Origin of the sequence: Chromobacterium haemolyticum, assembly GCF_002081825.1 — a bacterium.
Taxonomy (GTDB): domain Bacteria; phylum Pseudomonadota; class Gammaproteobacteria; order Burkholderiales; family Chromobacteriaceae; genus Chromobacterium; species Chromobacterium fluminis.
Genome location: NZ_MUKU01000008.1, coordinates 154,032 through 177,191, shown reverse-complemented (window position 1 = coordinate 177,191; position 23,160 = coordinate 154,032). Strand labels below are relative to the sequence as shown.

Sequence of the window (23,160 nt, the reverse complement as noted above, 5' to 3'; positions counted from 1 at the left end):
AGGTGTGGAACAGTTTAGAGTTTATGGTTTTATCGTGGGTTTGTCGGTGACCATCATGGTGGTGTGCGATTCGCTGGTGTACAAGACGCTGGACATTTACGGCTTGAAAATCACCGCCAGCGGCATCGTGTTTTCGCTTTGCTATCTTTTGTCCACGGTATCCACCGAGGTGTACGGCTATAAGCTGGGCGGGCGCACGGTATGGATTCTGGTGGTGTGCCAGACATTTTTTGTTTTGATCATCAATGCCTTCGCCTTGCTGCAACCGGATAATAACGAGATTTCCAAGCAGTACTACCTGTTGTTCAACGAGTTTTGGCGAGTGATGGTGGGTACTTGGATCTCGGTGCCGGCCTCTTATTTTTGCAATGGATTTGTCGTATCGCGGATGAAGGTCTTTTTCGCCGGCCGCTTCTTTTTCATTCGCTACGTCATCGCGTCCATGCTGGCCCAGGCGGTGCTGCTGACGACGGCCTATCCCATCAGCCTGTCGTCGCGCTATAGCGGGCAGGAGCTGCTCAACATCATCGCCACCACCTGGTCTTACAAAGTGTTCGTTTCCATCGCCTTGTTGCCGGTGGGCTATTACCTTGTGGGGGTGGTGAAGAGGATAGAAAAGACCGATTACTTTGACTGGAGCGTGTCCTACAACCCCTTGGCGGTGTTCAAGGAGGACGGCGAAGACGTCAAGAGAAACAAATACGCAATGGAGGAGGGACAATGAGGGCCGCGCAGATTTCCGACACGCACCTGTTCGCCGAGGCCGGCGGCCAGTTGATGGGCTACGACACTTACCGCGAGTTTGACCGGGTGCTGGAGCAATTGGAGCGGCGGCACGCGGCGGAGCTGGACGCGATTCTGGTGACCGGAGACATTTCTCAAGATGAGAGCGCCGCTTCCTACGAGCGCTTTGCGCAGCGGCTGGAGCGGACGGGCCTGCCGGTGTACTGGCTGGCCGGCAACCACGACGCCGCGCCCTTGGCGGCCGAGGTGTTGGGTCGTTACGACTTCATGCGGCCGCTGGAGCGTCTGGAAACGGCGGATTGGCTGCTACTGGCGCTGGATTCGGTCCGGCCAGGCACGGACGACGGCCATATCGACGAGCGCGCCGCTGCAGCGTTCCGGCAACGGCTGGCCGGAGCCGAGACCGCCGGCAAGCGCTGCGCCGTGCTGCTGCATCATCATCCGGCGGCGGTGGGTACGCCGCTATTGGACAGCTGCATGTTGCAAGACACGGAGCGGTTTTGGGAGTTAATGGCGGAGACGCCGCGCTTGCAAGTGCTGCTGTGCGGCCATGCGCATGGGGATTACCGGCTGGAGGCGCGCGGCGTGGCGCTGGAAGTCTGTCCGGCCAGCTGTTTTCAGTGGCGCAAGGGCACGGCGGCGCTGGACACCGTGGACGCGCGCGGCTACAAACTGCTGGAGTTCGACGCCGCCGGCTTCCGCAGCCAGACCGTGATGATTTAGGGGCTGTTTTCAACGCTGTATCGCCGACGCGCAGCAGATCGTAAACAGGTTATTAGAGTCTGTTCAAAGTCTCGCGAGCTAGGGCGAGACAAGGCGAAAACGGCTGAGAAAGCGGAATGTACACGTGGTACATGAGCATTTCGAAGCGGTTTTCAACGCCGTATCGCCGACGCGCAGCAGACTATGAACAGGCTCTTAGCTCGGTCTGGCCCGCCGCAACGCCAGCACCTTGCCTGAGCCGTCCGCTGCCGGCGCGTCCTGGCGGCGGGCCTCGGCCGCGGCGCGGCTGATGTGGCCGGAGACGGCGCGGCCTTTCTGAAACCCCGTGGCGTAGGCGATCTTGCAGACCTCCTGTGGCTCCAGGTCCGAGAAATAGTCGATATTCCGGCAGATGCTTTCGCCGGAAAACGTTTCGCTATTGCCGTGCAAATGAATCCGGTATTGATTGCCGCGCAGTTCTTCCTCCACCTTGCAGCGTTTCTCTTCTTCTTTCCTGTTGTTTTCCAAGAGCGCTATTTTTATCAGGTCCCGTGGCCGGATGGCGGACAGAATCTGATTGCTGGCCAAGATGTCGGCGTGGGAAAGCTTGACGAAGTCGTGGCTGCCGTAAAGTTTGAACAGGTAGAGATATTCCTTGGAATTCTTCTTGAGCATTCTGTCGCACAGTACCAATTGGTAGGGTGGATTGAATACGCTGATGATCCATTTTTTTATTCGGGTCAGAAAAAGAGCGCGCATCGTGCATTACCCCTGCATTTAACGCGCTCTAGTTTACCCAAAGCCGACAAAAGGCGCTTGAGGGAATGTTTTTGGAATATCCTGATTGTTATTATTTTAACGGAGCAGCGGATCCGATTTTCGGCGCGGGCGCTTGCAGCGGCAGAAACAGATCGCAGACGGCTTCGTTTTCCGCCACATCGGGGTAGAAACGGACGCGCTGGAGAAACAGCGGGAAATCGCGCGGAGTTTCGCCGCTGGCGGGCAGCCATTCCGCGTACAAGCGGCGTGCGAGGGCGGCCAGCGCGTCGTCGGAGCCGATGTGGCGCAGCCGGGCGCAGCGTCCGGCGGGAATCAGCGCGGCGCGCACCCCTTGGCGGTTGGCGGCGATGTCGCCGTCGAAAGCGGCGCACAAGCCGAAGCGATAGTCAGCCGGCGCGCAGTTGTCCGGGTCTTCGTATAGCAGGTTGTAGGTGGCGGCGGCGCTGGGCGGCAGGCGGTTTTCCCGCCGCCAGGCGATGAAGTCGCGCAGGCTGTCGCCCAAGAGCGCGGGATCGCCGCGGTGTTCCAGCAGGGCGACCGGGGTGGCGGGGAAGTCTACGATGTCGACGGCGAGCGGGACTTGGCGGGATGGCATGGAACGGCTCCTCAGTTGGGACAGGGCGTGGAAGTGCTGATGCCAAGGCAGCCAGCGCGGCCGCCGCCTAAAGGCGGACGGCGTCTGGCCCATCGCCTGCCGGAAAGCGCGGGCAAAGGCTTCCGGGCTGCGGTAGCCGCTGTCCAGCGCGATGTCCAGCACGGCGCAGCGGCGGAAGGCCAGTCGCTCTCCGGCGCGGCGCAGCCGGCAGAGCCGCACATATTGGAGCAGGCTAAGGCCGAAGCGGGCGCGGAACAGGCGGTGGAAATGGAAGCGCGAGCAGGCGGTCACCCGGCTGAGCCGTTCCAGGCTCAGGTCGGCGTCCAGATGGGCGTCGATATAGGCCAGCGCCTTGTCCAGGCGCGGGCTGGCGGTGTCGTGTTGCATGCTTTCCTCCTTGGCGCCGCCAGTCTAGCGCGGCCGAGCCGCCGCGCGCCTGACCGATCTTGCGGTGTTGTCGGACACGTTAAAGCAGCGGTTTCTGCATCGCCACGCGCCGCCTGAGGCCGTGCTGGGCCTCGGTGCGCAATAGGGCCAACAGGAAGGGCGGGCAGTCGGCGTCGTCGAGGCGCAGGAAACCGCGCCTTTGGTAGTAGGGCGCGTTCCAGGCCAGGTGTTCGAAGGTGGTCAGCGTTAGCCGGCGCAGGCCCAGCCGGTGCGCGGCGGTTTCCGCGTGCGCGATCAGCGCCGAGCCCAGGCCTTGCCCCTGGCGTCGGGGGCAGACGTCCATTTCCTGCAGGTGCAGGCTGTCGTCGTAGCGGCGCGCCAGCAGGAAACCGTGCGTGCCGTCGGCGTCGGCGGCCACCCATAGCAGGCCGGCGGCGTGGGCCGCGGCCAGTTCGTCGCGGGGCAGCGCGTCGTCGGCCAGCGCCGGCGGCAGGTCTTGCGGATCGAAGCGGGCGGCGGCGGCGCGTTCGATTTCGGCCAGACGGTCAAAGTCTTCCGGCGCGGCCGGGCGGATGCAAGTCGCGGCCATGTCAGCGCGCCTCCCGCCACAGGCCCTGGTAGTCGCGCGGCAGGCCGTCCGGGGTGAGGCTGAGTTCGGCCTGGAACGCGCCTTGCCGCGATTCGTAGCGGTAGCCGAACTCGGACAGGCGGGTGTAGCGCTGCGGCAGCGGGGCGAGAGTCAGCGCCGGGAACTGCAGCCAGGCGGCGTTCAGTTCCAGCACCGCGCCGATCTCAAGCCGGCCGCGGCGGATGGGCAGCAGATTGGTGGCCGGGGTGAAGGCCAGATCGATGTCGACGCAGCCGCGCACCTGCGGCTGTTCCGCGCCGTTGAGCCGCCAGTTGCGGTTGGCGTCGGTTTCCAGCAGCAAAGCGATGGCTTCGCCGCCGCGGTAGCCGCCCACCTCGACGCGACGTGTGCTCCAGTCCGGCGCGCAGTCCACCTGGTAGCGCAGCAGGCAGTTGACGCCGTCTTCGACGAAGACGGCGCAGCCGCTAAGGCGCGGACCATGTTCGCCGTGTTCTAAGGCGGCGTAATCGTGGCCGGGGGCGTCCAGCCGTTGCCAGACGATGGAGGAAACAAAGGTGTGGGACATGGGGCTGCTTGCCGTTTTTATGATGCCGTATTTCACCCCATTGCCCGTGTTCTTGTCCATGGCCGGCGCGGCGCTCGTTTTCGCCTTGTCTCGCTCTTGCTCGCGAGAGCGTAAACACGTTCTCAGGCGGCCTGGCCGGCCAGCCGCCGCTCCCGGCAATGCCACAGCAAGGTGGTCGCCAAGGCCAGCACGGCCAGTGTGCCGCCGGCGACGAAGGTACTGGCGCTGCCGTGGCGGTCCCACATCCAGCCGGCCAGCACGCTGGCCAGCAGCAGGCACAGGCCGCTGACCAGATTGAACAGGCCAAAGGCGGTGCCCTTCATCTCGGCGGGCGTTTCCTCCGCCACCAGCGTGGCCAGCAGACCCTGGGTGAAGCCTAGGTGCAGCCCCCATAGGGCGATGCCGGCCAGTGTGACGGCGACGGAGCCGGACAGCGCCAGCGTGGCGTCGGCCAGAATCAGGATCAGCAGGCCTACGGCCAGCAGCGCGCTCTTGCTGAAGCGGTCGGCCAGCACGCCCACCGGGTAGGCGGTGAGCGCGTAGACCAGGCTCATCACCACCATGACCAGCGGCAGCCAGCTCAGCGGCAGGCCGTGGCGCTGCGCCAGCAGCACCAGAAAGGCCTCGCTGAAGCGGGCCAGGGTGAACAGCGCGCCGATGGCGACGATCCACCAATAGCGGCCGGAAAATTGGCGCAGCAGCGCCAGGCGCAGCGGCGAGCGGAAGGGCTTGCGCTCGCCGCCGTCCGGCTCGCGCACGCCTGCCGCCAGCAGCAGCACCGCCAACAAGGCCGGCAGGCAGGCCCACCACAACACTTGCTGGATGTCGTCCGCCAGCCAGAACATCAGCGCGATGCCCAGCAGCGGGCCGGTGAAAGCGCCTATGGTGTCCATGGACTGGCGCAGGCCGAAACAGGCTCCGCGGATTTCCGGCGGCGCGACGTCGGCCACCAGCGCGTCGCGCGGCGCGCCGCGTATGCCCTTGCCCACGCGGTCCATCAGCCGCGCGGCCAACACGGTTTCGGCGCTGTGGGCCAGCGGGAACAGCGGCTTGCTCAGCGCCGCCAGGCCGTAGCCCAGCAGCAGCAAGCCCTTGCGCCGGCCCCAGTAGTCGCTGATGGCGCCGGAGAACACGCGCAGGATCAGCGCGGTGGATTCCGCCAGGCCTTCGATGATGCCCAGGGTCAGCGCGCTGACGCCCAGGGTGGAGACCAGGAACACCGGCAGCAGCGCGTGGATGATCTCGGAGGACATGTCCATGCACAGGCTGACCAGGCCCAGGGCCCAGATGGTGGCGGGGATGCGTGGCTGCATGCGAGCAGGCCTTTCTTGAAGTGGGAATTCGTTCACGGCAGACGCCAGAGGCTGAGCAGCAGGCCGGCCAGCGCCGCGCCGGCTATCACCGGCATCACTTTGACTTGTCGTTTCAGCAGGGCCCAGGCCGCCAGGGCGGCGATGGCGGCGGCGGCCCAGTCCACGCCTCCGTGCCAGCTCTGCGGCCACAGCACGTGCCAGCCGAAGAACAGGGCGAGGTTGGCGATCACGCCGACCACGGCGGCGGTGATGGCGGTCAGCGGTGCGGTCAGGCGGATTTGGCCATGGCTGTGTTCGATCAGCGGGCCGCCGGCCAGGATGAAGACGAAGGAGGGCAGGAAGGTGAACCAGGTGACCAGCGCCGCGGCCAGCGCGCCGGCCAGGAACAGGTGATCCGGGCCCAGCAGCGCCTTGGCGTAGCCGCCGACGAAGCCGACGAAGGCCACCACCATGATCAGCGGCCCCGGGGTGGTTTCGCCCAGCGCCAGGCCGTCCAGCATTTGGCCGGCGCTCAGCCAGCCGTAATGCGCCACCGCGCCCTGGTAGACATAGGGCAGCACCGCGTAAGCGCCGCCGAAGGTCAGCAGCGCGGCCTTGGTGAAGAACCAGCCCATTTGGGTAAAGCCGCCGTGCCAGCCGTAGACGGCTGTCAGCAGCGCCATCGGCAAGCTCCACAGCAGCAGGCCGGCCAGCACGGCGCGGCCGAGCCGGAACCAGGAGAAGCGGGCGTGCGCCGGCGGCGGGGTGTGATCGTCGATCAGCGCCGGGCCGAAATGCGCGTCCGCGCCGCCATGGCCGCCGGCCTGGAACCAGCGCGGGCGCAGCCGGCCGGCCAGCGCGCCGATCAAGGCCGCCGCCAGCACGATCAGCGGGAAGGGCGTTTGCCACAGCGCGATGGCGCACAGCGAGGCCAGCGCCACGCCCCACAGCCAGGGCCGTTTCAGCGTGCGCGTGCCGATGCGCCAGGCCGCCTGGGCCACGATGGCGACCACCGCCGGCTTGATGCCGTAGAACAGACCGGCGATCCAAGCCAGGTGGCCGTAAGCGACATAGATCCAAGACAGCAGCACCAGCAGGAAGAAGGACGGTAGCACGAATAGCGAGCCGGCGGCGACGCCGCCCCAGCCGCGGTGCAGCAGCCAGCCGATATAAGTGGCCAGTTGTTGCGCCTCCGGCCCGGGCAGCAGCATGCAGTAATTCAGGGCGTGCAGGAAGCGGCGTTCGGAAATCCAGCGCCGGCGCTCCACCAGCTCCTGGTGCATGATGGCGATCTGACCGGCCGGGCCGCCGAAGCTGATCAGGCCTAGCTTGAACCAAAAGCGGACGGCTTGCCAGAAACCGACGGGGGCGGGGGCGCTTAGGGGATGGTCGGGCGGCATGTTCAGGCTTCCTTGGCGAATTGCTGGTATAGCCCGTCCCAGATGTTGGCGGCGGCGGCCAGCAGTTGATCGTCGTCGTTCAGCGCGGCGCGCAAACCGGCCAATACGGTTTCCACGCCGCTGGCTTCCGGCGGCGGCGCGCCGCCCACGTCCAGATAATGGACCAGCGCGGCCAGCCGCCGCAGCGGCGGCGCATCCAGGCCGAAACTGGCCAGCAGCACTTCGAAGCTGACCTTGTCGCCGACATGGGTGAAAGCGGCCCCGTCGAAGTCGAAGCCCAAGGCGTCCGGCGGACAGTCTCCGGGCGCGGCCAGCCACAGAATGCGCGCCTGAGGATCGATGAAGCGGCGAATCAGCCAGGCCGAGGCCAGCCGGTCCACCCAAGGGCGGCGGCGAGTGGCCCAGGTCCGGCCCTGGTGCTCGGCCAGGGCGCGTCGCGGGATACGCATCTCCAGGCTATGCGGCTCGCCCGGCGACAATTGCTGCTGGATGGCGGCTTCCAGTTGTTGCAAGGCCGCCTGCGCCTGTTCTTGGCCGGCGCTGGGGAAGAAGTCGATGGCGGCGATGCCGGCCAGAGCCTTGCCCAGCCGTCGCCATTGTTTCAGCCGCTCGGCGGCGTTGTCGGGGTCCAGCCCGCTCAGTTGTTCCTGGATGTCCTGCCGCAGCTGCTGATAGTCGGCGTCGCGCTGGAACAGCGGCGGAAAATCGCTGCCGTCCAGCGGTCGGCAAGCCAGCAGCCGCGCGACGCCGCCGTGTTGCTGGATATCGGCGGCGATGGCCTCAAGCTGTTGCTGGCGGGCGTCGCCGCCGGGCAGCAGGTAGGCGCCGTCGCGCAGCGCGGCGGAGCCGCAAGCTTTCAAGGCGCGCCAGGCACGCATGCGCGCGGTGGCGTTTTCGGTGGGCAAGGAAGTGATCAACAGCAGCCAGTCCATGATGCGCTCCATTTTTGTGTAGCGTATTCTACAATTATGTAGCGATCAATATATATTCATTGGAGCGCATGTCGAAGTCGGACTCAAACTTGGCCGGCGTTTGGTCGATAATCTAAATCGGGCTCAACAGAGAGGGGAGACGAAGATGAAGCGATGGAAGCAATGGTCTGTGTTGTTGTTGGCGGCGGCGTTGGCTGCGCCGACGCTGGCCAATCCGCCGGAAGGCAAGGGCCAGGGTCATGGCCAGGGCAAACACAAGGATAAAGATCAGGACAGGGAGGCGTCGCCGGCGCGGGCGGACAAGGATTTGGCGGCGGCGGGCATCAGCGTCGCCGCGGCGCGGCGCTTGGCGCTAGACTCCGGGGTGACCGGCTATAAGTCGCTGCCGCCCGGCATGCGCAAGCGTCTGGCACGCGGCAAGCCCTTGCCGCCCGGCATCGCCAAGCAGGTATTGCCGGCGCCCTTGCTGAGCCAACTGCCGCGCCACCCCGGCTATGAGTGGCGGGCGGTGGGCGCGGATCTGGTGCTGGTGGCGGCCAGCGGATTGATAGCGGATATCTTGCTGGACGTGCTGCGCTGATTCGGTTGGATCACAAAACTTGGCGGTAGATCACGGCGTCCGCCAGCTCCGCCACCTGATCATACAAGCGGCGCGCGGCGTGATTGTCGCCGGCGGTGCGCCAGTACAGGACCACGGCTCCGTCGGCGCGCGCTCGGTCCGCGGCTGCCCGCAGCAGCGCGCGGGCGACGCCGCTTCCCCTGGCCGCCGGCGTCACGTAGAGGTCTTGCAGATAGGCGGCATCCTGGATCTGGATGGTGCTGCGGTGGTAGAGCAGATGGGCGATGCCCAGCAGCGCGTCGCCGGCGACCGCGGCCAGCCCATGTACCGGTTCCGCCGGCGAGAGCAGGCGGCGCCAGGTTTCCCTCTCCACCTCCTCAGGCAGCGCGGTCGCGCCTTCGCGGCCGTAGAAGGCGTTGTAGCCGCGCCATAACGGCAGCCAATCGGCGTGGTCGCCGGCTTGCAGAGGGCGGATGGCGAACGCGGCCTCAGCCACGGCGCGGCTCCGCGGCGCCGGCGCCGGCCATATGCTCCAGCCCGGCCAACACTTGCAGGCTGGCGGCTTCCATGGCCGCCACCTGTTCCACCGCGGCCCGGCTGTCGCCGTCGGCGTGGGCGCGCAAGGCGTCCAGCGCGGCGGTGTGCACCTTGGCGTGAGGCGCTTCGATTTCACGGAAGCCGGGCAGGTGAGAGAAGCTGGCGCGGCCTTCGCCCTCGTAATACCACTTGCCGAAGCGGCAGTGCTGGTGGGAGCCGAAGTGGCCGATGTCTTCGTCCGACAGGCCGAACATGACTTGGTAGACGCGGAATTTGTAGATCAGGTGGTCCATCTTGGCCAGTTCGCAGAAGCCGCGCAGCGCGGAGGCGGCGATGCTGCCTTCCATGCTGGTGGACATGTCCAGCAACTGCTTCATGGTGCCGGCGGCGGCCTCGCCGTCTTGGCTGAAGCGGGCGGCCTGCTCGGCCAGTTGGCCCATCTGGCTGCGGCTGCCGGCGCTGTCGCCGCGAATCTGCTCCACCAGCTTGGCGATGTCGGCGGTGGCGGTGGCGGTGCGTTCGGCCAGCTTGCGCACTTCGTCGGCCACCACGGCGAAGCCGCGTCCCTGCTCGCCGGCGCGGGCGGCCTCGATGGCGGCGTTCAGCGCCAGCAAGTTGGTTTGGTCGGCGATGTCGCGGATCAATTGCACGATGCCGCCCACCTCTTGGGCGCGCGCGTCCAGTTCCCCCACTTTTTCCGCCGCGCCTTGCGAGGCGCCGGCCAGCTTGGACAGATCGGCGGCGATCTGGTCTATGGATTGGCGGCTGTGCAGCGAGATGTCCTGAGCGGCGACGGCGCGGTCTTTCTCTCGGCTCATCACGCTGGAGAGGGTGGCCAGCGATTGCTGGGTATCGGTCATCGATTGGGCGAAGGCGGAGAGGTTGGCGATCAGCCCGCGAAGTTCCTGGTTCTTGGCCTGGCTGGCCGCCAACTGGCTTTCCGCTTCGTCGGCGCGGGCGCGGGTGTGCCCCAGCTCCGTGCGGAGCTGCTCGGCTTCCTGCCTGCATTGCAACAGTTCCGCTTGCTGTCGCGCGGTGTCGGCCTTGTTCCAGAACCCCATTCCCATCTCCTTGTGACGCCAGCCGGGACGGACGAGCGTGGTAGACGCTTGCCTGTCGCCGGGTAATTTTAAATAAACGTTTAGCATTATCCGAATGCCGTCATGAATCTGCAATCATTTGTCTTGTTTATATCTGCATGCTTATGACGAAAATCAGGGTTGACGGCCGTTTGTTTGTTTACTAAGGTATCATTTTGATACGTTACAAAAGGAGTGGTTATGCATTCCCGTTTCGATACCTTTCGCGAACAGGCGCTGGGCCGCCAACTTGAGGCCTTGATCGACACGCCGCAACGCTATGTGGAATACGCGGCTTTATCGCGCGCCGAGGTGCCGGCGGTGGCGGCCATCGTCCACGATGTGCGCCAGTTGTTTCCGGAGTTGGAGGCGGATGCCGGCGCGCGCCAGTTTTGCGGCGCGATGGTGGCGGAGGTGATGCGCCGTCATCATCACGAGGTGCTGCGGCCGCGCGGCCGGGTGCCGGGCGGCTATTTCACTTACGGAGTGGTGTGGACGGCCACGCCGCAACAGCTGGATTGGGCGCAGCGGTTGGAGGCTTTGCGGGCGATGCCGGCCCAGTTGGCGGCGGCGCTGCGCGCGATTCCGGCCGCGGACTGGAGGCGGCGGCCGGACGGCATCGATTTCGCCGCGGTGGAGCATGCCTGTCATTTGCGCGATCTGGACCGGATTTTCTGCCAGCGGGTGGCTCGGGTATTGACCGAGGACATGCCGGAGATCGCCTCGGTGGACGGTACTGAGATGTCGCGCGAACTGGCTTATCTGGAACAGGACGGGGCCGCGGCCTTGGACGATTTTCTGGCCGGACGGCGGCATTTGTTGGCCGCCTTGGCCAACGCCGAACCGGCTCAGCATGGCCGGCTATGCCTGTTTGGCGGCGAGCGGCGGATGAGCTTGGAGGATCTGGCCGAGGACATGTTGCAGCACGACCGCGCCCATTTGCTGGAGGTGGAGGAACTGACGGCGGAGTTGAGCGGCGAGCCGGCTTGAGCGCCGGCCCGGCTCAGGGCTGCTGATACCAGGGCTGGCGCAGCAGCGCGGGCAGCAGCGTTTCGCGCAGTTTGCCGATCTGCTGCCACAGGCAGCGCGCCAAGGCCGGATTGTCCCGGTGCCAGCGTTTGCCGAACACCAGGTAGTAGTCCTTGCGCGATAGCGGCGGCTGCAGCCGGACGATGCCGGCTTGCGGGTGGTCGTCCAGATAGCGGTCGCCGATGTGGTTTTGTGTGGCGTAGGCGGCGATGTGGCGGGCCTGCAGCTTGCGGAAGTTCATCTCGGTGTCTTTGGCGGCCTCCACCTGGGCGCCCTTGGCGCGCAGATCGTCGGCGATGGACCAGCCTGCGTTGACGCCGATGGCGCCCAGCGCCGGCAGGTTCTTGCCGTTCCAGGCAGGAGGCGCGTTTTTTAGCGCGTACAAGGAGTAGGCCAGCGTGGTCAGCCGGTAGCGCGGGTCGGGTTCCTCGCCCTGCATCGGGTAGTCGAAATAGGCTTCGCGTTCTTTGTTGTGGGAGAACATGAAGGCGGCGTCGTGCTGATCGTGCTGCATCTCGGTGAGCAGGCGCTTGCCCGGCAGCCGCGACAGCTTAAGCGCGATCCGGCAGCCCTTGGCCGCCGCCTGCGCCATTTCCACCACCACGCCGGGGTGGGGCGGCATTTGATCGCCTTCGCCGCTCATATACGGGTCCGAGGCCACCGCGCCGTAGACCATGTCCAGCGCCGCCGCCGCCGCCGGCTGCGCGGCCAGCGCCGCGACCAGCAGTCCTATCTGTTTTAAGCCCAATCCACGCATCCATCGCTATCGCCAGCGCAGAGGGTAACAGCGCCGGACTTCCTTAGCATAGAGTTCTGCGGCGGGGTTTCAATATTCCCGTTCTGTCTGTCGCGCCAGCAGCCGTTTCAGTTCCGGCAGACAGGAGCCGCAAACGCCGCCGCAGCCCAGCCGCGCCTTGAGTCCGGCCAGGTCCGCGCCGTCGGCGATGGTCGCCTGGATGCGTTCGGCGTCCACTTGCAGGCAGTTGCAGACGATGCGAGCGGCGGTGGAAACGGTTGCGACGCCGGGGACCAGCGCGCTGAGCCGGTTGCCGGGCCAAGGCTGGCCGCTTTGCATCGCGGCCAGCAGCCGCCCGCCGTCGTCCTGGCCGCCGGCGAAGACGAAGGCCCAGGGCGCGTCGTCGCGCCAGGCGATGCGTTGTTCCAGGCCGCGGCGCGCGTCGCTGAAGGTTTGCAATTGGGGGCCGCCGTCCAGATCCAGCAGCCAAGTCAGCTCGCTTAGCCAGTCCGGCCGCGCTTGGGCATGGGCGGCGTTCAGGACCAGAATGTCCGGCGGCCGCAGGCTGATCGCGGCGTAGCCGCAGCCGGCCAGCAAGGGTTGCAGTCGGGCGCGCAGCGCCGGCAGATCCGGGTGGCGGCTGGCGGCCCGCACCCGCCACGGCAGTTCGGCGCGTTCCACCCGTACCGCGGCGTGTTTGAGCTCGGGCTGGAACGATTGCGGGTCCACCGCCGGCGAACAGGCCTGGTTGACGCCGCCGCTGTCCAGGTGCTGACCGCTCCAGTGCATGGCGGCGAACACGCTGCCGCCCGGCAGTTCCTCGTTGAGCGCCAGCGGCAGCACCAGGCCGCCGCGCCGGCTTTCCACCCGGACCAGTTCGCCGGCCTTGAGGCCGCGGCGGGCGGCGTCGGCCGGGTGCATGTCCAGCGTGGGTTCCGGCGCGTGGGAGAACAGACGCGCCACCCTGCCGCTGCGGCTCATGCCGTGCCATTGATCGCGCAGCCGGCCGGTGAGCAGGCGGAAGGGATAGTGGGCGTTGACCGCGTCAGCCGGCGGACGATAGGGCGTGGCGTGGAACAGGGCGCGGCCGCTGGCGGTGGGAAAGCGGCCGTCCTCGTAACGCCGAGCCTGGCCGGCGGCCGCGCCGGCGGGGAACGGCCATTGCTGCGGGCCGTCCCGTTCCAGCCGCGCGTGGCTGAGGCCGCTGATGTCCAGATCGCGGCCGGCTGTCAGCGCCGCGTGTTCGGCGAACACCGCGCCCGGCTCGCTGTTTTGGAACAGGCTGGGCGCGTCCGGATAGAGCAGCCGTTCCAGGCGGCGGCCCACTTCGGCGGCGATCCAGCCGTCGGCGCGCGCCTCGCCCGGCGGCGGCACGGCGGCGCGCACCCGGCTGATGCGGCGCTCGGAGTTGGTGACCGCGCCTTCTTTCTCACCCCAACTGGCTGCCGGCAGCAGCGCGTCGGCGCAGGCGGCGGTGTCGGTGTCGGCGTAGGCGTCCTGGACGATGACGAACTCTGCCTGGGCCAGCGCCTGGCGCGCCTGTTCCAGGTCCGGCAGAGAGTGGGCGGGGTTGGTGCAGACTATCCACACTGCCTTGACCTGGCCGGCCTTGAGCGCGTCGAACAGCGCGATGGCCGGCAGGCCGGGCCGGTCGGAGAGCCGCTCCGGCGGCATCCCCCAGTGGGCGGCCACTTCGGCGCGGTGTTGCGGGTTGGCGATGTCGCGGTGGGCGGCCAGCATGGTGGCCATGCCGCCCACTTCGCGGCCGCCCATGGCGTTGGGCTGGCCGGTGAGCGAGAAGGGGCCGGCGCCGGGGCGGCCGATCTGGCCGGCGGCGAGGTGCAGATTGATCAGCGCCAGATTCTTGGCGGTGCCGTGGCTGGACTGGTTCAGGCCCATGCAATACAGCGACAGGCTGGCAGGGCTGCGGCCGAACCATTCGGCGGCGGTGGTCAGGTCGGCCTCGGCGATGCCGCATAGGCCGGCGGCTTGGCGCGGCGAATAGTCGCGCAGCAGGCGCTTGAGCGCGTCGAAGCCCTCGGTGTGGGCGGCGATGTAGCTCTCGTCGATCAGCCCTTCCCAGATCAGGTGGTGCAGCATGCCGTTGAACAGCGCCACATCGCTGCCCGGCTGGATCTGCAGATGCAGGTCCGCCAGCGCGGCGGTGTCGGTGCGGCGCGGGTCCACCACGATCCACTTGGTATCCGGCCGCGCCGCCTTGGCCGCTTCCAACCGGCGGAACAGCACCGGATGGGCGTAGGCCGTATTGCTGCCGGCCAGCAGCACGCAGTCGGCCAGCTCCAGATCTTGGTAGCAGGTGGGAGGGCCGTCGGCGCCCAACGCCAGCTTGTAGCCGCTGACGGCGCTGGACATGCACAGCCGGGAATTGGTGTCGATGTTGTTGGTGCCGATCAGGCCCTTGGTCAGCTTGTTGAACAGATAGTAGTCCTCGGTCAGCAACTGGCCGGAGGCGTAGACCGCCACCGCGTCCGGGCCATGGCGGCGGATGACGCCGGCCAGGCGCTCGGCCACGGTGTCCAGCGCATCGTTCCAGTCCACGCGCCGGCGCGCGGCGTCGCGGGTCAGCCGCAGTTCTGGGTGCAGCGCTCGGCCGGACAGGCTGGCGCAGCTGTCCGCCAGCGCCAGGCCCTTGGTGCAAAGCCGGCCGTGGTTGGCGGGGTGGGCAGGGTCGCCTTCTACGCTGGTGATGCGCGCGCCGTCGCTGTGGATCAGCACGCCGCAGCCGACGCCGCAGTAACAGCAGGTGGAGGGGGTGGTGGTCATGGCGGTGTTCCCGGGTTCACAGTTGCAGGTAGACGTCGCCGTTCCGCAGGCTGACCGGAAAGCGCCGCGCGCAGCCGCGGTCCGGCGCCTGCGCTTCGCCGCTGTCCAGATTGAGGGTCCAGCCGTGCAGCGGGCAGGTGACCGCCGCGCCGTGCACCAGGCCCTGGCTCAGCGGGCCGCCCTTGTGCGGGCAACGGTCCAAGAGCGCGAACACTTGTTGAGGCTGCGGCCGGAACAGGGCGATGTCGCCGCCGTCGCGGGCCAGCACGCGGCTGCCCAGCAGCGGGATGTCGTCCAGCGCGCACACGCGCAGCCAGCGGGAGGAGGGGGACGGGGTGGGTTCCATGGCGGCCTCAGGCGATGACTTTCAAGGGGATGAATTCCTGGCGCTGCGCGCCGGCGATGCGGGCGGCCCAGGGGTCGGGCAGGCCTTCCAGCGCGAACAGCAGCCGCTGGTACAGCGCCTGGCGGTTGGCGGCGTCGTCCACCACCCGCGCCTTGACGTAGTCCAGGCCGACGCGGGCGATGTAGCGGACGGTGCGGTCCAAGTAATAGCCCTCCTCGCGGTAGAGCTGCAGGAAGGCGCCGCTGTATTCCTTCACTTCCTCGGCGGTCTTCACCTTGCACAGGAATTGCGCCACCTCGGTCTTGATGCCGCCGTTGCCGCCCACGTAGAGCTCCCAGCCGGAGTCCACCGCTATCACGCCCACGTCCTTGATGCCGGCTTCGGCGCAGTTGCGCGGGCAGCCGGACACCGCCAGCTTGACCTTGTGCGGCGCCCACATATTGGCCAGCATGGTTTCCAGGTCTATGCCCATCTGGGTGCTGTTCTGGGTGCCGAAGCGGCAGAACTCGCTGCCGACGCAGGTTTTCACGGTGCGGATGGATTTGCCGTAGGCGTGGCCGGATTGCATGCCCAGGTCTTTCCAGACCTCGATCAGGTCCTCCTTGCGGATGCCCAGCAGGTCGATGCGCTGGCCACCGGTGACTTTGACCATGGGTACTTGGTATTTGTCGGCCACATCGGCGATGCGGCGCAGCTCGGCCGCGTTGGTGACGCCGCCCTTCATCTGCGGGATGACCGAGAAGGTGCCGTCCTTCTGGATATTGGCGTGCACCCGTTCGTTGACGAAGCGGCTTTGCGGATCGTCCACCGCTTCGCGCGGCCAGGTGGACAGCAGGTAGTAGTTGATGGCCGGCCGGCAACTGGCGCAGCCGTTGGGCGTGCGCCATTCCAGAAAGAGGTAGACCGCAGCGTGATCCAGCAGGTGGTGGTCGCGGATGGCCTTGCGCACCTCGGCGTGGTTGTGATCGGTGCAGCCGCAGACGGCCTTGGTCTTGGGCGCTTCTTGGAAGCTCGCGCCCACCGTGTTCATCAGGATCTGCTCCACCAGGCCGCTGCAGGAGCCGCAGGAGCTGCCGGCCTTGGTGCATTGTTTGACTTCGTCCAGGGTGAACAGGCCGTTTTCCTTGATCGCCTTGACGATGGCGCCCTTGCTGACGCCGTTGCAGCCGCAGACTTCGTCGCTGTCCCGCATGCCGGCGGCGCGGCTCTGGCCTTGCACGCCGACGTCGCCGATGGCGGTTTCGCCGAAGATCAGCCGCTCGCGCAGATCGCCTATCGCCCGCTGTTCGCGCAGCAGCTTGAAGTACCAGGCCCCGTCGGCGGTGTCGCCGTACAGGCAGACGCCGATCAGTTTGTCCTCGCGCAGCACCAGTTTCTTGTACAGGCCTCCGGCCGGGTCCGACAGCACGATCTCGTCGCAGCCGTCGCCGCTGATGAAGTCGCCGGCGGAGTACAGGTCGATGCCGGTGACCTTGAGCTTGGTGGCCATCACCGAACCCTGATAGCGGCTGCTGCCCAGTTGCGCCAAGTGGTTGGCGCAGACCTTGGCCTGTTCGAACAGCGGCGCCACCAGGCCGTAGCAGACGCCGCGGTGGCTGACGCATTCGCCCACCGCGTAGATGCGCGGGTCGAAAGTCTGCAACGCGTCACTGACCACCACGCCGCGTTCGCAGTGCAGGCCGGCGCCGGCGGCCAGCGCGATATTGGGGCGTATGCCCACCGCCATCACCACCAGCTTGGCTTCCAGGGTTTCGCCGTCGGAGAGCTGCGCCGCAGCCACCGCGCCGCGACCGTCGTCCAGCAGAGCCGCGGTCTGGCGGCCCAGCAAGATGCGCAGGCCGCGCGCTTCCAGCGAGGCCTGCAGCAACTGAGCGGCGGTGGGGTCCAACTGCCGCTCCAGCAGCCAGTCCGCCAGATGGACCACGGTGACGTCCATGCCGCGTTGTTTCAGGCCATAGGCGGCTTCCAGGCCGAGCAGGCCGCCGCCTATCACCACTGCCCGGCCGCCGTCGGCACTGGCGGCCAGCATGGCCTCGGTGTCGCGGATGTCGCGGTAGCCGACGACCCCGGCCAACTCGCGGCCCGGCAGCGGCAGCATCACCGGCAGCGAACCGGTGGCGAGCAGCAGGCGGTCGTAAGGGGCGACGCTGCCGTCGTCGGCGAGCGTCTGCCGGCGCGCGCGGTCCAGCTCCACCACGGTTTTGCCGGTGTGCAAGGTAATGCCGCGCTCGGCGTACCAGGCGCGCGGATTGAGCACGATGTCGTCGAAAGTCTGTTCGCCGGCCAGCACCGGGGACAGCTGGATGCGGTTGTAATTGGGGTGGGGCTCGGAGCCGAACACGGTGATGTCGTACAGGTCCGGCGCCAGCGTCAGCAGTTCTTCCACGGTGCGGATGCCGGCCATGCCGTTGCCGACCACCACCAGTTTGGGTTTCGTCATGATGAGGTCCTCGCGGTTTAGAGCCGGGCGCTGGCCAGGGTCCAGCCGGCGCGCCAGCGCTGGCGCAGCCCGGCCAGGCCGGCCCAGCCCGCCAGCGCCAGCGCGGCGTACAGCCAGAGGCCGATGGCGTAGCCGCCGCTGGCTTGTTTGATCACGCCCAGGCCGGCCGCCAGCAGGAAGCCGCCGACGCCGCCGGCCATGCCAATCAGGCCGGTGATCGCGCCGATTTCGCCGCCGAAGCGCTGGGGCACTAGTTGGAACACCGCGCCGTTGCCGGCGCCGAGGCAGAGCATGGCCAGCACGAACAGCAGCAGCGCGCCGCTGGCGCCGCCCGGCTCAAGGCCGGCTGCGAACAGCAACGCCGCCACTGCGAGATAGACGGCCAGCAGCGAGCGGGTGCCGCCTATGCGGTCCGCCAGCACGCCGCCCAGCGGCCGCATCATCGAGCCGGCGAACACGCAGGCGGCGGTGTAGAGACCGGCGGTCTTGGCGTCGAAGCCGAACTGGTCGTGGAAATAGCCGGGCAGCGCGCTGGCGAAACCGGCAAAACCGCCGAAGGTGATGGCGTAGAACAACATCAGCCACCAGGCGTCGCGTTGCCCCAGCACCGCCAGGTAATTCGCCCAGCGCTTGGGTGGCGGCGCGTCGGGCGCGTCCTTGGCCAGCCGGGCGAACAGCAACAGGACCAGCAACAAGGGCAGGCAGGCGAGGCCGAACACGTTCTGCCAGCCGAATTGCAGCACCAGCGCCGGCGCGAACAATGCCGCCAGCACGGTGCCGGAGTTGCCGGCGCCGGCGATGCCCAGCGCCGTGCCCTGATGGGCCGGCGGATACCAGCGCGAGGCCAGCGGCAGCGCCACGGCGAAGGAGGCGCCGGCCACGCCCAGGAACAGGCCCAGCAGCAGCGCGCCACCCAGGCTGGACAGGCCGACGCGCCAGGCGGCCAGCAGGGCGGCGATGACGACGATCTGAGCGATCAGCCCGGTGCGCTTGGCGCCGATGCGGTCCGCCAGCATGCCGACGGCCAGCCGCAGCAGCGCGCCGGCCAGAATGGGGGTGGCCACCATCAGCGCGCGTTCGCTAGTGTTCAGGCCCAGCGCCGCGGCGATGGGCACCTGCAACGGGCCCAGCAGATACCAGACCATGAAGCTGAGGTCGAAATAGAGAAAGGCGGACAGCAAGGTGGGCTTGTGCCCGCTGTGCCAGAAAGAACGGTCCATGCGAAACTCCTGTGCCGCGAGCGGCCGGGGGCCGGCCAAAATAAAAACGGCGTTCGCTCCTCGGTGATAGCAGGAGCGGACGCCGTTGTCCGTTGCCCTCCCGGCCGCCATTGGCCGGACAAGCATTTGGGGTGGGCACGGCACGTCTTTGTGCCAGGCCCGGCTTGACTTATGCAAACGCCGTGCCAGCCTCGGGGCGGCGGAAAGCCTGGCTTTATCTAGGTTTGCGGTGGCAAAAGCGCACCGCGCTGGTGCGCTTTGGGCCGGCTGCGCACTGAGTTTGTGCGTTGCAACATGCGGGGCTTAATCAAGCAGATGCTCCGTCGCCGGGTAACGCGGCAGCCCGTCCCATTCCACTCCGTCGCACAAGCGGCCGCGGCGCTGCGGCTGGGCCGGGGCCGGCAGGCCCAGCGCTTCCGCCGCCTGCCGGTAGAGCCGGGTCTGGCTGACCTCGGCGGCCACGGCGCGAGCGTCCTCGTCGCCGCGCAGCCAGCCCCAGCGCCGGAACTGGTCGACGAACCAGGCGCCGTCGGACGGATAGGGATAGTTGACCCTGCCCTGATCGAAGAAGCGCAGCGCCGACGCGCCGGCGGCGCCTGAGGGCAGGGTGGCGGCGATCAGCGTTTCCGGCAGACCGATGTATTCCGGCCGCGCCAGCCAGCGCGCCGCCTGGCGGCGGTGCTCGCTGTGTTCCAGCCAGCGGCAGGCTTCCAGCAGCGTCATGATCAGCGCAATGGAGGCGGTAGGCTCTTTTTGCGCGAAATCACGGCGGCAGAGCAGGGCTTTTTCCGGGTGGCCGGGCCAGATTTCGCCGCTGGCGACGGCGATGCGGCCGGCTTGGCGCGCCGCCGCCTGCTGATGCCAGGGCTCGCCCGCGCAAAAGCCGTCCAACTGGCCGGCCTCCAGCGCCGCCCCCATCTGAGGCGGCGGGATCACCACCAGGCGCGAGTCGCGTTGCGGGTCCAAGCCGTTCGCCGCCAGCCAGTAGTTGAGCCACAGCGCATGGGTGCCGGCGGGGAAGGTGTGCGCCAGCGTCAACGGCGGGCCGTCTTGGCGGGCGCGGCGGCGCAGCGCCTGCTCCGGCGACGCGGTCAGCGCATCGGCTAGCGGGTGGCTGAGGGTGATGGCCTGGCCGTTTTGGTTCAGCGTCATCAGCAGCGCCGTGTCGGCTTGCGGGCCGGCCAGGCCCAGTCGCATGCCGTAGGCCAGGCTGTACAGCGCGGCGGCGGCGTGCAGGCGGCCGTCGAGCAGCTTGTCGCGCACTGCGCTCCACGAAGGCTGGCGCAGCAGTTCCAATTCCAGGCCGTGGCGGTGGTCCAAGCCGAGCTGGCGCGCGACGATCAACGGCGCGCTGTCGGTCAGCGGCAGATAGCCCAGGCGCAGGCGGTGCGGGACGGTCATGGGAGTTTCCTTGTGGTTCAGCCTAGCAACTCGGCGGCCTGGATCAGTTGCCGGGCGAGATCGGCGATGCGCAGGCCCTCGCGCATCGCCTGCTGGCGCAGCGCCTGATAGGCGTCGTTTTCGCTGAGCCGGCGTTTGTCCATCAGAATGCCCTTGGCGCGTTCGATCAGTTTGCGGTCGGCCAGTTGTTGTTCGGCCGCCGCCAGCCGCCGCCGCAAGCGGGCGTCCTCGGCGAAGCGCGCGCGTGCTAGATCGATGATGGGCGCCAGCCGCGCCGCGTCGGCCTGGTCCACCACGTAGGCGGCAACGCCGGCGTGGACCGCGGCTTCTATGGTGGGCAGGTCGCCCTGATCGGCGAACATCACCACCGGATGGGGCGCGATCTCGCCCAGCAGCGCCAGTTGTTCCAGGGTGTCGCGCGACGGGGATTCGGTGTCCACGATCACCACGTCCGGCCGCAGCCGCTCCACCGCCTGCAGCAGCGCGGCGGCGCCGTCCACCTCGGCGGCGACGGCGTAGCCGGCGCGCGCCAGCGCCTGGCGCAGCGAAGCGATGGTTTTGGCGTGGTCGTTGACCAGCAGCAGGCGCAGCGGCGGAGGCGTGGACATTGCGGCACCGGGGGAAAGGGACAGATTGGCTGAAGCAAGCGCCGTGCCCAAGGGAACTCTTGATGCGATTTTTAGCGAGGACGCGGCCGGATTGACGCGGCGTTTAGCCGCGATGGCTTATCGTGGAGCGGAGATATGGCCAATGGACGAGGAGGTGAAACACGGGTGAACAACAGTCGTTGGCGAGGCCGGCCCCGCGCGAGCGGAGCCGGCCGATTTCATTTGAGCTTGACGTTCCAGTTGTCCTCTACGCAGCGCTGGTAGTTGCCGGCTTGCAGCGCGCTGTACGGCGTCTGGTAATTCACCAGCTGGCATTTGTAGTCATTGCCCCATTTCCAGTCCTTTTCCCAATAGATGTTGTAGGCGGCGGAGCTGGCGGCGCTAAAGCGCTGCATATTGGCGCATGACAGTTGTTCGTTGCCGTAGTCCCAGCCCAGGTCCTTGGAGAACTGGCGGTAGTAGTCGATGCGGTTCTGCGCCGCCTGGCGCTCGGTGCCGCCGCCGCACTCGGCGTTGATGATCTGGATGGTGGTGGCGAAGTTGTTGCCGGCGCCCGCCGCCTTGTCCGCGGCGTTGGGCACCCAAGTGCCGTCCAGCACATGCAGCATCGACGGTTTGGGCGGTTGCGGGAAGACAAAGAAGAAAGTGGCCGAGGTCAGGTTGAGCCAGGTGGAGGCCACCAGGTCCGGATTCTTCAGCAGCACCGATTGGTCGCCATCGTACATGGCTTGGGAGAAGGGACCGTAATTGTAATTGTAAGACAGCTGTTTGGCGCCGCGGCCGAAGTATTTTTTCCAGCTGCCGTCGGCGTTTTTGCCGCAGGTCCACACTTTGTTGAATACCGGGTCGGCGCATTCGGTGTTGTAGCCGCAGCCGGGGCCGGTTTCGTCGCAGCCCATTTCGCGCAGGTATTTCAGGCCCTGTCGCCATTCAGGCACCGTGTCGCTGCGGTTGTGGTCGCCGGTTTCTTGGGCAAAGTGGGCGAACATGGTGGCCAGGCTGTGGCGGCAGATGGCGTCGCCGTCGCGGCCGTCGCCGTAGTCGTCGCAGATGGCGGGAAACTTGGCGATGGCCTGCAGGAAGCGCTGGTAGCTGTAGCTGACGTCGCGGCGCGAGAAGTAATACTCCCACTTGGCGGCGGGCAGCAGCCGTTCCACCCGGCGCACGTTCAGCGGGTTGGCGGCGCGGCCCGGGACCACTTGCTCCACCTGAGCGTTGGGCAAGGTGCGGATCGAGGCTTTGACGTTGCGGAAGAAAGCGGTGTCGGTCAGGCCGGCCTCGTATTGCAGCGCTTGCTGCAGCGTGGGCGGCTGGGGCTGGCCCGGTTCGGCTTGCGCCGCGGCCTTGGCCGCCGCCACCGGCGTCCAGCTGCCTCTGGGGTTGGCGGCCGGCGTTTCGGCGCGGGTGCGCCATTTCGCCTGCCAGTCCTGGCCTTGCCATTGGACTTGTTGTCCGGCTTGGTAGACGGCGCCGGCGTTCCAGGGCGCGGCGAGGGCAGCCTGGCAGGCCAGGGCGAGCAGCAGGGCGGAGAAGGGTTTGCGCATGTTGGCTCCTGTTGTCGAGCTGCCGACGCGGTGGACGCCGCGTGGAATCGGGGCAGCCGTTTATGGGGGCCTGGACAAAGCCAATGCGCGGTCCGGCAGCGTCGTTGCGCCGTACTCTACAAACCGCTCGCGATGGTTTTTTCCAGGCCCCTTAGGTGGTTTTCTGCCGTGCGCGACGCACGGCATAGATACCACTATGGAACCAATTTTTGATATGTCAAATGACTTTTTGAGGAAGAATCAGATTGACGCGGCAATGCGGCCGACCCGCGGCTAAGCCGGGCTCGGACAAACAAGGCGGAAGCGGCCGCGGCTGGCGCCGGGGTGAGATCCCGGGCGGGGTGCGGCTTAGGCATCAATCGTAACTGCGCGGCCGTCTCAGGGGCGAGCGGCGTTGATCCAGGCGTCGTGCGGGTAGCTGGCGGAATCCAGGCCCAATTCCGACGAAAAGGTAATGTGACAGTGACGTCCTACTGCATTGACCGCAATCACGGTAAAAGTGATTGCGGCGCTATCGTGTTGTTCGGCGATGTAATCGCCGGGTTTGAGTTCATTGACTCGCAAATGTTGCTCCAAGGCATGACCGCGATAGCGGGTCATGCCGGCAGATCAACGGCGCCGGTGATGTTGGGGGCGAGGCGAACCGCCGCCGGCCGGGGCCGTCGGATGACGGAAATTGATGCGGCCTTTGGTCAGATCGTAAGGCGACATCTCTACAGTGACGCGGTCGCCTACCAGAACGCGAATACGGTGCATCTTCATCTTGCCCGAGCCATAGGCAAGGATTTCGACGTTGTTGTCCAGGCGCACGCGGAAGCGGGACTCGGGCAACATTTCAATGACAACACCTTCCAGTTCGATCATGTCTTCTTTGGACATTACGATTCCTTT

23 protein-coding genes are annotated in these 23,160 nt (G+C 67.0%); 4 read left to right on the top strand and 19 right to left on the bottom strand.

Translation table 11 applies throughout. From position 1 onward, the window contains the following. Positions 1 to 4 precede the first annotated feature (4 nt). Positions 5 to 724, top strand: coding sequence for a VUT family protein (locus B0T39_RS08260; protein WP_206119045.1), 720 nt, complete (start codon positions 5 to 7; stop codon positions 722 to 724). Then, the gene (locus B0T39_RS08255; RefSeq protein WP_081545649.1) at positions 721 to 1,467 is read left to right on the top strand and encodes a metallophosphoesterase; all 747 of its coding nucleotides are present in this window, start codon (positions 721 to 723) and stop codon (positions 1,465 to 1,467) included. The genes B0T39_RS08260 and B0T39_RS08255 overlap by 4 nt, the downstream gene beginning before the upstream one ends. A 195-nt stretch (positions 1,468 to 1,662) precedes the next feature. Here B0T39_RS08255 and B0T39_RS08250 read toward each other — a convergent pair whose 3' ends face one another. From B0T39_RS08250 to B0T39_RS08220, 7 genes are all read right to left on the bottom strand, one after another. After that, the gene (locus tag B0T39_RS08250) at positions 1,663 to 2,121 is read right to left on the bottom strand and encodes a hypothetical protein (RefSeq protein WP_081545648.1); all 459 of its coding nucleotides are present in this window, start codon (positions 2,119 to 2,121) and stop codon (positions 1,663 to 1,665) included. Positions 2,122 to 2,296: 175 nt separating this feature from the next. Further along, complete coding sequence (locus tag B0T39_RS08245) at positions 2,297 to 3,208, bottom strand: AraC family transcriptional regulator (protein WP_081545647.1); 912 nt, start codon at positions 3,206 to 3,208, stop codon at positions 2,297 to 2,299. A 79-nt stretch (positions 3,209 to 3,287) separates the two neighbouring features. Then, complete coding sequence (locus tag B0T39_RS08240) at positions 3,288 to 3,797, bottom strand: GNAT family N-acetyltransferase (RefSeq protein WP_081545646.1); 510 nt, start codon at positions 3,795 to 3,797, stop codon at positions 3,288 to 3,290. 1 nt (position 3,798) lies between these two features. Then, entirely contained in the window at positions 3,799 to 4,362 is a 564-nt protein-coding gene (locus B0T39_RS08235; protein ID WP_176219517.1) for a putative glycolipid-binding domain-containing protein, read from the bottom strand. A gap of 122 nt (positions 4,363 to 4,484) precedes the next feature. Beyond that, the gene (locus tag B0T39_RS08230) at positions 4,485 to 5,675 is read right to left on the bottom strand and encodes an MFS transporter (RefSeq protein WP_081545644.1); all 1,191 of its coding nucleotides are present in this window, start codon (positions 5,673 to 5,675) and stop codon (positions 4,485 to 4,487) included. Between the two features lie 32 nt (positions 5,676 to 5,707). Further along, a complete protein-coding gene (gene chrA, locus B0T39_RS08225; protein ID WP_081545643.1) occupies positions 5,708 to 7,054 on the bottom strand; it encodes a chromate efflux transporter in 1,347 nt (448 codons plus the stop codon). A 2-nt stretch (positions 7,055 to 7,056) separates the two neighbouring features. Then, entirely contained in the window at positions 7,057 to 7,986 is a 930-nt protein-coding gene (locus tag B0T39_RS08220; RefSeq protein ID WP_081545642.1) for a chromate resistance protein ChrB domain-containing protein, read from the bottom strand. A gap of 145 nt (positions 7,987 to 8,131) precedes the next feature. On the opposite strand from B0T39_RS08220, the gene B0T39_RS08215 reads away from it, so the two are divergent. Next, positions 8,132 to 8,566 (top strand): anti-virulence regulator CigR family protein, encoded by a 435-nt coding sequence (locus B0T39_RS08215; protein WP_081545641.1) that lies wholly within the window; start codon positions 8,132 to 8,134, stop codon positions 8,564 to 8,566. A gap of 10 nt (positions 8,567 to 8,576) precedes the next feature. Here the strand turns inward: B0T39_RS08215 and B0T39_RS08210 are convergent, their stop codons facing one another. Both B0T39_RS08210 and B0T39_RS26375 read right to left on the bottom strand, forming a co-directional pair. Further along, positions 8,577 to 9,041 carry a GNAT family N-acetyltransferase gene (locus B0T39_RS08210; RefSeq protein ID WP_019100303.1) on the bottom strand — a complete coding sequence of 155 codons (465 nt, stop codon included), beginning with the start codon at positions 9,039 to 9,041 and terminating at the stop codon, positions 8,577 to 8,579. Beyond that, positions 9,034 to 10,143 carry a methyl-accepting chemotaxis protein gene (locus B0T39_RS26375; protein ID WP_303245578.1) on the bottom strand — a complete coding sequence of 370 codons (1,110 nt, stop codon included), beginning with the start codon at positions 10,141 to 10,143 and terminating at the stop codon, positions 9,034 to 9,036. Before B0T39_RS26375 ends, B0T39_RS08210 begins: the two co-directional genes overlap by 8 nt. A gap of 219 nt (positions 10,144 to 10,362) precedes the next feature. Between B0T39_RS26375 and B0T39_RS08200 the strand changes: the two genes are divergently transcribed. Next, the gene (locus tag B0T39_RS08200) at positions 10,363 to 11,151 is read left to right on the top strand and encodes a DinB family protein (protein WP_081545639.1); all 789 of its coding nucleotides are present in this window, start codon (positions 10,363 to 10,365) and stop codon (positions 11,149 to 11,151) included. Between the two features lie 13 nt (positions 11,152 to 11,164). On the opposite strand, the gene B0T39_RS08195 is transcribed toward B0T39_RS08200, so the two are convergent. The 10 genes from B0T39_RS08195 to infA all read right to left on the bottom strand — a co-directional run bounded on the left by B0T39_RS08195 (position 11,165) and on the right by infA (position 23,148). Next, the gene (locus tag B0T39_RS08195) at positions 11,165 to 11,938 is read right to left on the bottom strand and encodes a transporter substrate-binding domain-containing protein (RefSeq protein ID WP_081545638.1); all 774 of its coding nucleotides are present in this window, start codon (positions 11,936 to 11,938) and stop codon (positions 11,165 to 11,167) included. A 78-nt stretch (positions 11,939 to 12,016) separates the two neighbouring features. Beyond that, on the bottom strand, positions 12,017 to 14,710 hold the full coding sequence (locus B0T39_RS08190) for a nitrate reductase (RefSeq protein WP_081545637.1): 2,694 nt from the start codon (positions 14,708 to 14,710) through the stop codon (positions 12,017 to 12,019). Positions 14,711 to 14,726: 16 nt separating this feature from the next. Next, positions 14,727 to 15,056, bottom strand: coding sequence for a nitrite reductase small subunit NirD (gene nirD / locus B0T39_RS08185; RefSeq protein WP_081545636.1), 330 nt, complete (start codon positions 15,054 to 15,056; stop codon positions 14,727 to 14,729). A gap of 7 nt (positions 15,057 to 15,063) precedes the next feature. Continuing rightward, a complete protein-coding gene (gene nirB, locus B0T39_RS08180) occupies positions 15,064 to 17,496 on the bottom strand; it encodes a nitrite reductase large subunit NirB (RefSeq protein WP_081545635.1) in 2,433 nt (810 codons plus the stop codon). A 17-nt stretch (positions 17,497 to 17,513) separates the two neighbouring features. Further along, on the bottom strand, positions 17,514 to 18,716 hold the full coding sequence (locus B0T39_RS08175; RefSeq protein ID WP_081545634.1) for a nitrate/nitrite transporter: 1,203 nt from the start codon (positions 18,714 to 18,716) through the stop codon (positions 17,514 to 17,516). 303 nt (positions 18,717 to 19,019) lie between these two features. Continuing rightward, complete coding sequence (locus B0T39_RS08170) at positions 19,020 to 20,117, bottom strand: CmpA/NrtA family ABC transporter substrate-binding protein (protein WP_081545633.1); 1,098 nt, start codon at positions 20,115 to 20,117, stop codon at positions 19,020 to 19,022. A 17-nt stretch (positions 20,118 to 20,134) separates the two neighbouring features. Then, positions 20,135 to 20,725, bottom strand: coding sequence for an ANTAR domain-containing response regulator (locus tag B0T39_RS08165; RefSeq protein WP_081545632.1), 591 nt, complete (start codon positions 20,723 to 20,725; stop codon positions 20,135 to 20,137). Positions 20,726 to 20,943: 218 nt separating this feature from the next. Continuing rightward, a complete protein-coding gene (locus B0T39_RS08160; RefSeq protein ID WP_081545631.1) occupies positions 20,944 to 22,269 on the bottom strand; it encodes a glycoside hydrolase family 19 protein in 1,326 nt (441 codons plus the stop codon). A gap of 378 nt (positions 22,270 to 22,647) precedes the next feature. Next, the gene (locus tag B0T39_RS08155; RefSeq protein WP_081545630.1) at positions 22,648 to 22,869 is read right to left on the bottom strand and encodes a hypothetical protein; all 222 of its coding nucleotides are present in this window, start codon (positions 22,867 to 22,869) and stop codon (positions 22,648 to 22,650) included. A 9-nt stretch (positions 22,870 to 22,878) separates the two neighbouring features. Continuing rightward, the gene (infA, locus tag B0T39_RS08150) at positions 22,879 to 23,148 is read right to left on the bottom strand and encodes a translation initiation factor IF-1 (protein ID WP_081545629.1); all 270 of its coding nucleotides are present in this window, start codon (positions 23,146 to 23,148) and stop codon (positions 22,879 to 22,881) included. Positions 23,149 to 23,160: the final 12 nt, after the last annotated feature.

Coding starts and splice junctions, on each gene's coding strand:
- B0T39_RS08255 (WP_081545649.1), top strand. CDS start 721: ATGAGGGCCGCGCAGATTTCCGACACGCACCTGTTCGCCGAGGCCGGC.
- B0T39_RS08250 (WP_081545648.1), bottom strand. CDS start 2,121: ATGCTCAAGAAGAATTCCAAGGAATATCTCTACCTGTTCAAACTTTAC.
- B0T39_RS08245 (WP_081545647.1), bottom strand. CDS start 3,208: ATGCAACACGACACCGCCAGCCCGCGCCTGGACAAGGCGCTGGCCTAT.
- B0T39_RS08240 (WP_081545646.1), bottom strand. CDS start 3,797: ATGGCCGCGACTTGCATCCGCCCGGCCGCGCCGGAAGACTTTGACCGT.
- B0T39_RS08235 (WP_176219517.1), bottom strand. CDS start 4,362: ATGTCCCACACCTTTGTTTCCTCCATCGTCTGGCAACGGCTGGACGCC.
- B0T39_RS08230 (WP_081545644.1), bottom strand. CDS start 5,675: ATGCAGCCACGCATCCCCGCCACCATCTGGGCCCTGGGCCTGGTCAGC.
- chrA (WP_081545643.1), bottom strand. CDS start 7,054: ATGCCGCCCGACCATCCCCTAAGCGCCCCCGCCCCCGTCGGTTTCTGG.
- B0T39_RS08220 (WP_081545642.1), bottom strand. CDS start 7,986: ATGGACTGGCTGCTGTTGATCACTTCCTTGCCCACCGAAAACGCCACC.
- B0T39_RS08215 (WP_081545641.1), top strand. CDS start 8,132: ATGAAGCGATGGAAGCAATGGTCTGTGTTGTTGTTGGCGGCGGCGTTG.
- B0T39_RS26375 (WP_303245578.1), bottom strand. CDS start 10,143: ATGGGGTTCTGGAACAAGGCCGACACCGCGCGACAGCAAGCGGAACTG.
- B0T39_RS08200 (WP_081545639.1), top strand. CDS start 10,363: ATGCATTCCCGTTTCGATACCTTTCGCGAACAGGCGCTGGGCCGCCAA.
- B0T39_RS08190 (WP_081545637.1), bottom strand. CDS start 14,710: ATGACCACCACCCCCTCCACCTGCTGTTACTGCGGCGTCGGCTGCGGC.
- nirD (WP_081545636.1), bottom strand. CDS start 15,056: ATGGAACCCACCCCGTCCCCCTCCTCCCGCTGGCTGCGCGTGTGCGCG.
- nirB (WP_081545635.1), bottom strand. CDS start 17,496: ATGACGAAACCCAAACTGGTGGTGGTCGGCAACGGCATGGCCGGCATC.
- B0T39_RS08175 (WP_081545634.1), bottom strand. CDS start 18,716: ATGGACCGTTCTTTCTGGCACAGCGGGCACAAGCCCACCTTGCTGTCC.
- B0T39_RS08170 (WP_081545633.1), bottom strand. CDS start 20,117: ATGACCGTCCCGCACCGCCTGCGCCTGGGCTATCTGCCGCTGACCGAC.
- B0T39_RS08165 (WP_081545632.1), bottom strand. CDS start 20,725: ATGTCCACGCCTCCGCCGCTGCGCCTGCTGCTGGTCAACGACCACGCC.
- B0T39_RS08160 (WP_081545631.1), bottom strand. CDS start 22,269: ATGCGCAAACCCTTCTCCGCCCTGCTGCTCGCCCTGGCCTGCCAGGCT.
- B0T39_RS08155 (WP_081545630.1), bottom strand. CDS start 22,869: ATGACCCGCTATCGCGGTCATGCCTTGGAGCAACATTTGCGAGTCAAT.
- infA (WP_081545629.1), bottom strand. CDS start 23,148: ATGTCCAAAGAAGACATGATCGAACTGGAAGGTGTTGTCATTGAAATG.